Source organism: Clostridium kluyveri, from assembly GCF_001902295.1.
GTDB classification, from domain to species: domain Bacteria; phylum Bacillota; class Clostridia; order Clostridiales; family Clostridiaceae; genus Clostridium_B; species Clostridium_B kluyveri_B.
This window is the reverse complement of the sequence record NZ_CP018335.1, coordinates 747640-760043: the sequence shown is the minus strand read 5'-3', so window position 1 is coordinate 760043 and position 12404 is coordinate 747640. Positions and strand designations below refer to the sequence as shown.

13 protein-coding genes and 5 pseudogenes are annotated in these 12404 nt (G+C 30.0%); all 18 read right to left on the bottom strand.

What is annotated here, in order from left to right:
• Positions 1–47: 47 nt before the first annotated feature.
• Positions 48–725: a polysaccharide deacetylase family protein gene (locus BS101_RS04030; protein WP_073537656.1), complete on the bottom strand. Its 678-nt coding sequence runs from the start codon at positions 723–725 to the stop codon at positions 48–50.
• A gap of 717 nt (positions 726–1442) precedes the next feature.
• The gene (locus BS101_RS04025; protein WP_198039564.1) at positions 1443–1607 is read right to left on the bottom strand and encodes a BhlA/UviB family holin-like peptide; all 165 of its coding nucleotides are present in this window, start codon (positions 1605–1607) and stop codon (positions 1443–1445) included.
• A 168-nt stretch (positions 1608–1775) separates the two neighbouring features.
• Positions 1776–2033 (bottom strand): hypothetical protein, encoded by a 258-nt coding sequence (locus tag BS101_RS04020; RefSeq protein ID WP_073537654.1) that lies wholly within the window; start codon positions 2031–2033, stop codon positions 1776–1778.
• A gap of 145 nt (positions 2034–2178) precedes the next feature.
• The gene (locus tag BS101_RS04015) at positions 2179–2385 is read right to left on the bottom strand and encodes a DUF5808 domain-containing protein (RefSeq protein ID WP_073537653.1); all 207 of its coding nucleotides are present in this window, start codon (positions 2383–2385) and stop codon (positions 2179–2181) included.
• Between the two features lie 364 nt (positions 2386–2749).
• Entirely contained in the window at positions 2750–3010 is a 261-nt protein-coding gene (locus tag BS101_RS04010) for a hypothetical protein (protein WP_073537652.1), read from the bottom strand.
• A gap of 8 nt (positions 3011–3018) precedes the next feature.
• Positions 3019–3411, bottom strand: coding sequence for a hypothetical protein (locus BS101_RS04005; RefSeq protein WP_198039595.1), 393 nt, complete (start codon positions 3409–3411; stop codon positions 3019–3021).
• Positions 3412–3558: 147 nt separating this feature from the next.
• A protein-coding gene (locus BS101_RS22270) for an IS3 family transposase (protein WP_156876004.1) occupies positions 3559–4808 on the bottom strand; the annotation gives its coding sequence in 2 pieces (ribosomal slippage) (positions 3559–4520 and positions 4520–4808; 1251 coding nt in all).
• Between the two features lie 171 nt (positions 4809–4979).
• Positions 4980–5258 (bottom strand): hypothetical protein, encoded by a 279-nt coding sequence (locus tag BS101_RS03990; protein ID WP_073537648.1) that lies wholly within the window; start codon positions 5256–5258, stop codon positions 4980–4982.
• 11 nt (positions 5259–5269) lie between these two features.
• Positions 5270–5350: a MerR family DNA-binding transcriptional regulator gene (locus tag BS101_RS24520; RefSeq protein ID WP_073537647.1), complete on the bottom strand. Its 81-nt coding sequence runs from the start codon at positions 5348–5350 to the stop codon at positions 5270–5272.
• Between the two features lie 735 nt (positions 5351–6085).
• Positions 6086–6427, bottom strand: a complete 342-nt coding sequence (locus tag BS101_RS03980; protein WP_242951399.1) for a hypothetical protein — start codon at positions 6425–6427, stop codon at positions 6086–6088.
• Between the two features lie 186 nt (positions 6428–6613).
• Positions 6614–6881 (bottom strand): annotated as a pseudogene (locus BS101_RS03975) (hypothetical protein); the annotation flags it as partial.
• Positions 6882–6995: 114 nt separating this feature from the next.
• Positions 6996–7640, bottom strand: a complete 645-nt coding sequence (locus BS101_RS03970; RefSeq protein WP_073537646.1) for an MBL fold metallo-hydrolase — start codon at positions 7638–7640, stop codon at positions 6996–6998.
• Between the two features lie 19 nt (positions 7641–7659).
• Positions 7660–8085 (bottom strand): annotated as a pseudogene (locus BS101_RS22265) (MFS transporter); the annotation flags it as partial.
• Positions 8061–8228 carry a hypothetical protein gene (locus BS101_RS23680; protein ID WP_242951398.1) on the bottom strand — a complete coding sequence of 56 codons (168 nt, stop codon included), beginning with the start codon at positions 8226–8228 and terminating at the stop codon, positions 8061–8063. The pseudogene BS101_RS22265 and the gene BS101_RS23680, both read right to left, overlap by 25 nt.
• A 75-nt stretch (positions 8229–8303) precedes the next feature.
• Positions 8304–9134, bottom strand: a complete 831-nt coding sequence (locus tag BS101_RS03960) for an AraC family transcriptional regulator (RefSeq protein WP_073537644.1) — start codon at positions 9132–9134, stop codon at positions 8304–8306.
• Between the two features lie 919 nt (positions 9135–10053).
• A pseudogene (locus tag BS101_RS03955) lies at positions 10054–10947 on the bottom strand (IS982 family transposase).
• A 233-nt stretch (positions 10948–11180) separates the two neighbouring features.
• A pseudogene (locus BS101_RS22605) lies at positions 11181–11303 on the bottom strand (isoprenyl transferase); the annotation flags it as partial.
• A gap of 79 nt (positions 11304–11382) precedes the next feature.
• Positions 11383–12172 (bottom strand): annotated as a pseudogene (locus BS101_RS03950) (alpha/beta hydrolase).
• Between the last annotated feature and the right edge of the window lie 232 nt (positions 12173–12404).

The window sequence follows — 12404 nt, the reverse complement described above, 5'->3', positions numbered from 1 at the left end:
ATATACAGCCTTTTAATGGTATATATTTTAAAATCATAACTTTACATTTATAAATCCTTAGCAAGAATAAATCTATATCCCTTTCTCTTGAGAACAGGTAAAACAGTTTGCAAAGCTCCTATTGTTTTCATAGGTGAATTTTTAGATCCTCTGCCATCGTGTAATAATATAATGTCACCAGATTTTATATTGTTTATAAGTTTGTTCTTTATATAATCTTCAGTTACCCATCTGCTCCAATCCATAGCATGAATGGACCAAAGAATAACCTTTAAGTTATTAGCTTTAGCATAATAATTTGTTGACGGATTAAATATCCCCCATGGAGGTCTGAAAAATTCAACTTTTATTCCTAAATTATCCATAATGTTTAAAGCTTTAGAAAAATTTTTTCGTGTTTGGTGCGGTAATGAAAAAATTGCATTTCTATGCTTTAGTGAATGAAGTCCAATGTAATGTCCCTCATCTTCAATACGCTTAATTATATCTGGATACTTTTGTGCATTTTCTGCAAGAACAAAAAACGTGCATTTTACATTATTCTTTTTAAGTACATCTAAAAGTCTTGGTGTATATTGTGGACTAGGTCCATCATCAAAGGTTAAAGCAATAACCTTATCTTTTGTAGGAGCTTTTTTAATTATTTTATTCGAAAAACCTCTATAATATAAGCTAGGTACTACCGCATAGCCTAAAATCAAGGAAAATATATCCAAGCTCTTCATGTTATCCTCCTCTATTTTTGAGCATATATAAAATATATTTATGATTTTAAAAATATATTTATTATCTAAATGTATATTTTGTTTTATCATTCAGCCGTATATTCTGTTTGACTTAGATCTTCTATGTATTTTATTCTATAACAAATTTTACCTCATATGTAGAAAGCATCACTATCTTTTGTTAATAAACGATAATATAATTGCTAAGAAAATAAGCCTTGCTATCAAAAATAGTATGATTGAGTGATAACCATGCCATTTGGAGCGTAAATTTGGAAGAATTAAGCTTATATTGAGTTGTAAAGAATTATATTTAGGAAGTTGACCTCATAAATATATAATATTTTAGATATAAAGCTCTCTTTTGTTTTAAATATAGTGAATTGGGCATAATAATTCATGTTCATAAAAATATTGTGTACTTCTTTAATATCGTTTCAATAGTTCCAATCAACAAAAGCCATGGCAAAATACCAGGGCTTTTGTTGTTTTAGATTGCAAAGAATAATAAACTTAGGAAATTAATCTTATAAATATATAACACATTATTTTACAGTATATGTAAATAAGCTATAATAAAAAATATAGTGGCCTGTTAATACCACTATATTTAGTCGCTCCTAAACCCCAAATATTTATTATACACAGGTATAATACATTATAATTATAATTGTATATTGTGACAAACATATATAAAATTCATGTTATTTTAATGTTTTACTCGGTTTGAGCAATAGAAGTATTCTGTATTGCTTTGTCTTTTACAACAGTTGTATTATTTGTATTTTCTGCAATACCTTCCTTCACCTTAAAAAGCAGCACTACAAAGAGTGCCGCCCATATCCCCTGGTTAACTGCCATTTTAAATATTTCATTCTCCATTCCAGACCTCCCCATAGTTATTTTTTAGCATTAAAAAAAGTCTTAGATTTCTCCAAAACTCTTAATGTGTTATGTTATATAAGTTTTTACTCGTAGAACGCTTTCCTAACTTTTAAGAAAAATAAGTACTGGTTGATTATCAATACCTAATAAATATTAATTTAAATGCTATAAATGTTGATATATAAACATTCCTACATAAATTGCTCCTATCATAATTCCCAATATTCCAACTGAGCTCAGCCCATCTCTATCGGATTTTACAAGACTTAAGACAGCAAAAACAATAGTAAGAATAGGAATAACTATAAAGACATTCCCTAAAATTGTATGCAATAATCCAGCAAAAAGAAATAACAAGACAGATAGTATTAAACAAATTATAGCAGACTTATTACTTTTATTGTTCAGAATAGCCTCTGGCATAATATCACCCTCTAAACTAATTTTATTAATTATAGCACTTACTTGATTGATTATCAATATCTACCTTGAAATAACTGTAACTCACATAATCTTTCACTTGTGACACAAGTTAAGAATGTTGTGAATTATTTTGATAATCTATTGTTTATTTAAAAAATGCAATAATAATAAATAGTAATATTACTATGACAATAGGTACAAATAGAAGTGCAAATATGCGTCTGCCGAGTTTACTACCAAAATTAATAGTACCTCCTATGCCTCTTCTCTTATCAACAAATTCCGAAGAATTATCTGGATTATAGTAAAAAACTCCTAATTTCCAATATTTAGGATCGTCATCTGGATTCATTGAAAATATCCCTCCATTTATATATTAATACATAATTTTTTACTTATATAATCAGTATAAGTTTTTATTCTTTCTAAATAAAGATAATCTAACAATATAATTAAAACAAAGTTATTATAGTCACACTTGTAAAAATGATAAAAACAAATATTCCAACAAAAATATACACTTTCCCGTCATTTACTTTTCCTTTCTTCCAGTAATATAAGCCAGTAATTACTTCAAAAGCACTTAATAGAACCATCATAAAGCACATTCTGACTTGAGTGTAATTCTTATATAATATTAAGCTCAATTACCTGAACTAGCATTTAAATAATTTGAGTAGTTATTTTTAAACTCTTGCATGGATTTTAAGAGGTTTTTATCCAGCATTTTTTTCAAAAGTATTAGCAAACGTAATATTACTTAAATCTTCATCAGTTAGATATTTTCTAGCAAGCTCAGCTATGCCCTCACTTCTTTGTCCGTCAGCATCTAGTTTTTGTAATTTAGCTTGTTCTTCTCCTAGACTCATAATTTCTCCATTGAATTTAGAATTACTTTTAACTAGAGCATTTAATCTATACAGCTTGTCAAGATGGTGCCCTATTTCATGGGATATAGTTGGTATATCTCCGGCCAATTTACTTCTTATAACTTCAGGCTGTACCCGGTTGTTTGGACGTCTAATGTCAGGGAAGTACCTCTGGTACTGTCATTGACAGTTACAGAAGGCTTCTTCCACATTGTTTTACTAGACAATGTATTCTTAGATTCACTTATAACTTCCACGTAATAGACCATTCCCTTGATATCTTTCATGTAAACTATCGTCTGGTTTTTCCTATTTAAATTTCCCTTTTTGATATAATCATAATTATTAATTATATTTGGAATTTGTTTGATGTCATTAGAGGTAATGGCAATTTGTCCTTTTCTTGCTTCTCCATTAGGATTACCATGTCTATTCAGCATATGTCTAATATCATTATCAGTTAATTCATGCTTGTATCCTCCAATGTCAAATCCGGTAATATTTTTAATAACCTCAGCTTCGTTAGGTGTAACCTACATTCCGCATGTATAATTTTCCAGTATGTATATTGGAAACTCTTACATTCTATAAAGGAAATATCGGATTAACCCCCTCGTTTTGGACAGAATCTAATAAATTCTTCATTTCTTTTAAATTTAGACCCTTATTTGAATATTTGTTAGGTTTTCTCCAAAATAAAGGTTATAAAATTCATGTGGAGCCATAAATCTTAAACTTGAATGTAATCTCCTATTATTGTAGAATTCCATAAATTCATTTACTATTTTGTATGCTTCCGCATAGCTTTGAAATTCATTAATTTTTAAACACTCATCCTCAAGTATTCTGTGAAATGATTCCACATGTGCGTTTTTATTTGGCGTCTTCACTGGTATTCTCTCATGTTCAGTTTTAAGTCCTTCACAGCATTCATCAAATTTATGACTTATAAACTGAGGCCCGTTGTCTGTTCTTATTACTGGCTTTTTAGAGCCTTCCTCAAACAAGTTTCTTCTTATTAAGCACTTTCTCAGTAGTGCTGTAGCATCTTTAGCCTCACAGTGTAAACCCATGTGGTAATCTATAATGCTCCTATCAAAGATATCAATTAAATTTAGTAAGTAGAAGAACTTATCTTCACCTTCTATGTAGCCATATTTTATATCCATTTCCCATAGTTGATTTGAGCCTGTTATAGTTCTGTTAACTGCAATATTTCTCTTTATTTTAGCTTTAATTATTCTCTGGTCTTTAAGTATTCTGAGCTCTTTGCAAAGCCGATAAACCTTCTTGTGATTAATCACAAGATTATAATATTTTCTTAGATGGTAAGTTATTTTTCTATATCCATAGTTAATAGCATCCCCATCAATGGCCTCCAAAATAAATTCCTTAATCTGATCATCGCATACTTTCTCACCATCTACGTTTATACTGTATCCTTTTGGCTTTCCACCTTTAGGTCTAGCCTTTTCTTTGCCTTCTACGCTTAAATTATAGTAATATGTTGATCTTCCGAGTTTAACTACTTTAAGTACAAATACTGCATTGTATCCTTGATCTATATATTTTTTAGCTATTTCTACTTTTTCTTTAATTGAGGGTTTGATTTTTTTATTAAGTCTCTAAGAATTGCTACTTCTAAATCTTTTTCTCCTAACAATTTTTTTAGATGATCATTCTCTTTTGTTACTTCTGTTAACTCATTTTCAAGTTCTTTTTCTCCCTCAACCAAAGCTTTTCTACCAGGCTTAACTTTAATCTCATCCTTAGAATTCTTTATCCACGTAAATATAGTTGATTTTGAGATCCCATGCCTTCTTGATACCAGTGAAACATTTCCTACTTCTTTCACTTCTCTTAATACCTCTTCTTTTAATTCTTTTGTATAACTTTTTCCTTTCATAGTTTGCCTCCAATCACTTTCTACATTATAATAAATATAGATATAATTGTCCAAGTTTATTTAGGGGCTTAAGAGATATAGACTAGCAGTACATAGCAGTACAACTTTAATTAAGCATTATGTGTTATATTTACCATACAAAAATCAAAAAGTTAAAGACCCGTTAATAGTTTATGGTATAAGCAGGAATTTTTTATATTTTGTATAGATTAAGAAAGCATATGTTTTTTCTTCTGCTTTATTCATAATAACAATCTCCATATTAAATCTTTTACACATAGTTTCAAAGAAGTCATATCCAAATCTTGCAAATCTATCTTTATAAGCTATAATAATTCCTTCAACTTGATTAGATAATATTAAATCCCACATTTTCTGAAACTTAGGCCTATTATAATTTAAAGCCTTCAATAAATGTTCTTCTATATACCTTCTATGTCCACTATCCAACTTTATAGGACTTAATTTCCTTTTTTATCCCAATTTCTTAATGTTTGTATTGTAACACCTAATTTTTCGGCGAATTTTCCTATAGAATACATTATTTTCACCTCTAATACTAGAGTACCAGAAATATATAAAATAATTAATGGATTTCTATGGTTTTTTATACATTTTTATTAACTGTTATTACCACCTCATTTCCTATTGATCCACGGGTTATTCACAATATTCCATTAACTTCTTGAAATAAAAAAAATAAGCACCCAGGTGACGGGTACTTACTTTTGATAACATTGTTAATCATTATCTAAAAGGAGATCAATTTAACATATAAACTTCTGTCAGTTGCATTTGAGTTTAACGTGCCCTGCAACTATAGGACACTAGCGTAAACATGCATATGGTGGGAAACTAATTCATAAGCCATTTACAATACTTATTATACACAGTATTTGTTACAATCCAATGTCCTATGTAATAACTATTTGTAAATAATATAAAAGTAGACATCCTGAATAAAGGATGCCTGCGTTGTGTGTAAAGAGTTTATTTATTGGATTTAGTGTTGCGGTTGCATCTATATTTAATGTGCCCTGCAACCATGGACACAGCCTTATGTATCCTCAATGCCCAGAGGATAGTATGTATACTTCGTTATGTATTATATCCATCAATTGTTATGGTATTATTTTGTACAGGTTAAATAAATATTTACACATATCAAAAGACACCTAGATTTAACTAAGTGCCTTTGACATACACATGATATTAATTTTTATTTGCGGTTTCCCGCATTGGCAGCCATATTAAAGGCTATAACCGAACCTGTATAATTAAGAAAGAACAATTCTATATTTCATACCGTTATTAAAATTAAAAATCAATTCTTTATTCTTAGAACTAATCTCCAAAACTCCATCTTCCGTTATCACAACCATTGGAGCAATAGACTTTACACCAACATCACGTTCACATTCAAAAAGCGCAATTCTTGATTCTACTACCCCTTTACTTTTGGGTCTCCCCCAATCTTCTTCCTTAGAATCTTCTACGCAAAGTATCCTCTCTATTTTATTACTGTTTATAATATTACATGCTTCTTTAAAAGTTAACTTTGCCATATATGACTTTCCACTTCCTGGTCCGCCAATAATATGTATTTTCTTAAATTGCATGGTTTCCCCCTTAATCTTAATGGGTTATTAGTTACAATTGTTCACTTGTTTAATTATATATCACATAAGTGTAGAATTACAAATACTTTACATAGATTACATATATATTTCTTTCTATCCTTCTGTTCCTAAAGCTCCATATCTTTTTTTACTGGCTCTACAGTTGGTATAATAGAATCTCCATAATCATTTGTATAGCCTTATTATACCTGATTGTACACATTGTAGTGAATTTATAGGAATTAAATATTTTAATCTAACAGTTTTTCTGGTCTTATAATCTATTAATATTTCTATTTCAGAACTATCTTTATCTAACTGCATCATATATTCTCTACACGCTCCACAAAGCGAACGTGCGCTTCCATCTTGTACAATAGCAACCACTTTTATCAATTTTACTTTCTCCATGGGTTATTATATTTGCAATTGCATTACACTCTGCACACATTCCTTCTTTAAATTTGAAACATCCTGCAATCGAGAGCAAATTAATAATAAACATTAACTAGCATAGATGTAAAAACTATATAACTCTAATACGCCTTTTAATAAGATGCACCGAATATTAATCATATTTAAGAACAACAATCCCAGAATAATCATTAATATTCCCTTGGTTTAATTCCAGTACATCATGCTCCTTTACTTTCAGCTCTGAAGCTGATATAAATTTATCAACCTTGGCAAACAAGAATCCAAATATCCCTAATGCTTTCGTTCTGTAGTGCATAGGTATAACCACTATAGGGTTTAACTGCTTCATTACATTAACTGCATCAATAGCATCTGTTGTAGCCCTCCCACCAACAGGAAGTAGTAGTATGTCTACATTGCCTATTTCTTTCACGAGATTAGAATCCAGAGTATGTCCAAGATCCCCACAATGACAAACATTTATTCCGTCAACTTTAAAGTTATATATGGTATTTTTGCCTCTCTTAGCTCCTGAAACTTTATCATGAAATGTCTGTACACCCTTTATCTCAATCCCATCTTTCGAAAATCCACCTATCTCATTTATATGCATAAAATTGCCTTTGACTGCCTTTATATTATTATGATCACCATGATTATGACTTGTAGATACTATATTTGCTTCAATTTCAGGCAATTTATACCCCAACATTTTTTTATAAGGATCTGTTAATATTTTAGTTCCATTTTTAGATGTTATCATAAAACATGATTGACCATACCATTTAATCTTCATTTAAATTATCCTCCTTATCCTATCTAGTGTTCATTACCTTATAAATCTTAAAATAAACTAGCATAGCATTTACCAGTAATAATGCACTTGTAATAAAAAATATATATCTGATGCCAAACCAGGCTGCTACTTGTCCACCTAAAACACAGCCTCCAAATATGCCTAAATAACTTGCCGACATGTTAAGACCAATAACCTTACCTGTGATTTCACTTGGTGTAATTTTCTTAATAAGTATATTTACAGAAGGTATAAGCCATGCACTGGTTAACCCTAATATAAATCGAAGCCCCATTAACTTCCGAGAGTTTCTTACAAAAGCTTGTGGTATGAAATCTAATCCTGCCACAATAAGGGCTATGAGCATAACTTTCTGTACTCCAATTCTATCTGATAGTTTCCCAAGTCTCGGAGCAGCAATTATATTTGCGAGTCCCGAAGCTGAGATAACTGTGCAATTGTAGCTGAGTTAGTAATTCCAAGATGTTTTATATAAAGCGGTAATACAGGAGCAATCTGACTCATTCCAATGCTCGATACAAACATTCCAAACCAACATACTATTAAATTTCTTTTCCATACCCTCATTCATACTTTTACCTCCATGATATATAATTATGTCCTAATTATAATCATGAAAATGCCTTTGTTCCATGCAGGATTTTAATATCCATGGACATTTTTGTGATAAAATTCTAAGGGACTTATGCCCTCAATTTTTTCAAAACTCCTGCTAAAGTAAAATTCATCAGTGAAGCCAAGTATTTTAGCTACTTCTTTTATTTTTTTATCACCATCTATAATTAGCTCTTTGGCTTTATCAACTTTTATCTTATTAAAAAACTCTATCACAGAATATCCGGTAGTTTCTTTAAAAACTCTGGATAAATATGCAGGAGACAAGCACACCATTTCAGATAATTCCGTCAAAGTAATTTTATTATTTATATTATGGAGCATATACTCAATTACTTTATCAACCTTTAAGGAGGCTGAATAATTATTGTTATTATTTTTTATATTTTGAAAGATCTCAAATAATAATTCCTGAAATAAAGTTTTCGCTGTGAACTCATAATTCGGTAGTTTTGCCATCCAATTTTCCACTAACTTTCTAGAAATATTATTAACCAGATAATAGTCTTTTAAACTTTGCACAAGATCTAATGGCAAAGTATCAACTTCATCTGTAATATCCCATTTATCATTATCAAAGCCCACAATTGCATAACTGAAATGTACTGAAAAAAAGCAAATAGGCTCCACAGAATCTATATCTATGGAGTATTGAACATTTGGACAAAGATATAACAAAGTGCCTTCCTTAAGCTGATAGCTTTTATGTGGAACACTAATATGTCCCTTACCCCCGGTAACTAAAAAAAGTTCATAATGCTGCAATGTTCTATTAATTTTACTTGAATATTTTAATACTCCACCTGGCTGCCTACAATTGCAGTAGTGAAGATGAAAAAATAAGTTGTTTATATTCATAATATCCTCCATGAGAATCAAAGATCAAATTAGAGATTAGAACACCTAATGTAATGATTCTCATCCTTCTGACAATTATAACTTTCGTAAACTAGCAATATCTTATAACTATTTATTAGAACCACTAGGGTTCTTATTTTAACATATCTAACAAAAATAGAAATAAAAGTTAAATAATCACTACATAGCTGGCATAAGTACTATTGAAAAAAGGATTGTTTTATTAAGTAATCCAGTATGTCGTTTCATACTACATTATTGATACCTTTTCTCATGATGACAAATACATTTTCAGTTGCAAATAAATCTACAGAACTCTATATAGAGTACATGCTTTTATTTACTTCTTCTAATAAGAATCAACTTTACTCTACACTCTATTAGTTGCATTTATGATAATCCTATAAAAGCGACCTAATTCCACAAAGGCCGCCTTTTAAGAAAAGTTTCATGTTGAAAACCCGGCTTTCATCTACTCTAGTGAAATATAAGAAGGTTCCTGACGAATTATCCTAAAAACATTTTCTCACTTTCAAATTCCTTTTTACCTAACATTATATAAATAATCGTTAGTTCGTAGTTTCTAACACTTGTAACATAAGTATTGTTCTGAAAATTAACCTCTTTTACTGATTTCATTTGTTATTAATGATTTTGAAATATACATCGCTTTTATTATGTTCTTAAAGCGTGTGTGATAAGAGGTACCCTCCTCAAATTTTAGCTGTGCTTTTTCACATTTGCTTATACTTATAATTGAAGATACGGGGCGTATTGCTTCTATAAATACTATTTAACCTGAGTTCGAAAAAATAAACTACAATTTTGTATAAATATAGATATAGAAAATGCAAAAAATAATTTAACTACAAATGAAGAAATTATTTAACATTTATTCACATTTAAAGCAATATTGTGATTAAGCTAAATGAAGATGTTTGTCCAATTTCAAGGAAGGTTTTTTAGGAAGAAAACTATATGCTGCTAGTCCAGAAACTATATTTACCATAAAGTTGGTAAGGCTTCTATGACGGCTATGCTCTATTTGACATACATTCTTCAAATGATCGTTTACGTTCTCTATAACAGCTCTTTTCCTAAGAATAATTTTGTCTTCCATACACATTAACTTGTTTTTCATATTCCTTTTTAGTTTTGTTATGAGCTGTACCCCCTTGGAATACAGTATATCTGATATTTTCTTGGACAAATAACCTTTGTCCCCAAATAATTTTCCGTAGAGTTCTTTTGAGAGTTGTTCTATAACCTCTATATTCCTGTCATCCACATTCCCAGGTGTCAGATAGAAAGAAAGAATTTCACCCTTGTCATTTATGACAAGATGAAGTTTGAAGCCATAAAATCATCCTGTTGAACTCTTTCCCCTTTCTGCAATTCCCTTGAAAACCTTGTGGGAATGGATTCTCCTGTTATGGCATACATCTAAAGTGGTGGAATCAATGAAAGAAATTCCTGTACACTTGCCAATTCTAAATTTTCTCATGTATAATAGTAGTGGAAGCAATGTTTCCTGCATTAGTTCTACAAACCTGTTATAGCTTACAAGCTCAGGGAAATAGGGTCTTAGAACAGTTGATACATACTTTATATAATAGGCTTTGAAATTTCTGTAGGCTGATAAGTGAAAGTATATGATTATTGTCATGACTTCACTAAGCGATAAGTTTCTACTTTTTATTATTGAAAAATGACTACAGTTGTTTTCCTCTATAAAATGGCTCCGGCAGTATTCTTCAAAAGCTATACAATAGTTATCAACATCGTAAAATACTTCAAATAATAAATTTTGCATAAAATCCCATCCTTTTGTTTTGTTTTTTCTCTGTATTTATATAATAAAACATTTTGATGGGATTTTTTATATCTATAAATACTTTTTTTATTTTCGAACTCAGGTTATTTAATAGCTGTTCCGTCTCTACTTAAAACCATAATTTTTATTAAATACATAAGTTTAAGAAATTTACAAGTCTATTTCATTGTAGTATTTAATTGCGTTTTTCAAATGATCGTATTTAAAATCTGGCCAAAAGTTCGAGGCAAGCCTTTCTTTTTAGCCCATCTACCATTTCCATCACAAATTATAGCAATATGCTTTGATATTTTAACTCTGTTATCATCTAACAAATCTTTAGCTGGATTATTCACTTTTTCTGACTTCCTTTCTTTAATAGTTATTAATTATCAGTTTTGTCTGTATAAATACACAAGGTCTGTTCATAATATATTAACCTCCATAAAATTTTAGATATTTTTCAATATTTGACTGTATATATTCAGCACTGTGATTACCCGGGAATATATGATTTTGAGAATTTACACCTTTTTCTTCCAATATTTTATGTAAAATTGAACAGCCTTCATAAAATCTCCCTTCATCCTTATCTCCAGCATCAAGATATATCAATATCAGAAGAAATATTATTGTTTCTTGCAATATGTATTGGATCATATTTTTGCCATATATCCATATTTTTGAAATATGGTTTGTCTTCATCTTCAAGTTGAAGTTCTAAAGCAGGCATATGCCCTCCTACCTTTAAAAACATATTCTGATGCCGAAATGCATTGTGAAGAGCTGCATAACCACCGGCAGATGCCCCTCCTATATACCTTCCTTTCCTATCTTTTATAGTATTAAAAGTTTTATCTGTTAAAAGTATTATCTCTTTTATAAAGTAATCTTCATACATTCCTACATTTATGATTCTATTATTATCTCCAAGTTCAGACACCTCTTTACAGATTAAGGATGAATTCAATCCTCGGCTGTTTTCAATTCTTGGACATGCAATTATCATAGGTTTAATTCCCTCATCTTTTATCATTCCATCAGCTTTGGTGTTTATATCCATTTCAAACATTATATTTTCATTCCCACTTCTCCCATGTAGAAAGTATAATACAGGCATAGGAGTTGAACTATTATAGCATTCAGGTAAATATACCAACATTGACATCTCTTTACCAAGTATATCGCTATAAAAATTTACTTTTTCTATTTTTGACTTATTCATTTTTATAATCATTCCTACCTCAATAAATTTTAATTTATCTTTTATTTACTTCTATTTTCATAGAATTTCATTATTTATAAACAAGTGGTTAAATTTAAATATGTGAGTATATTGAATATATAGGTAATACTGGATGGAGAAGGTTGAACGTGTGCATAAGAGTGTAAGTGATATTCCAATATTTTGAAGGAAACACACCTATATAGCTCTAATGCTTACCCTACCATGTCTC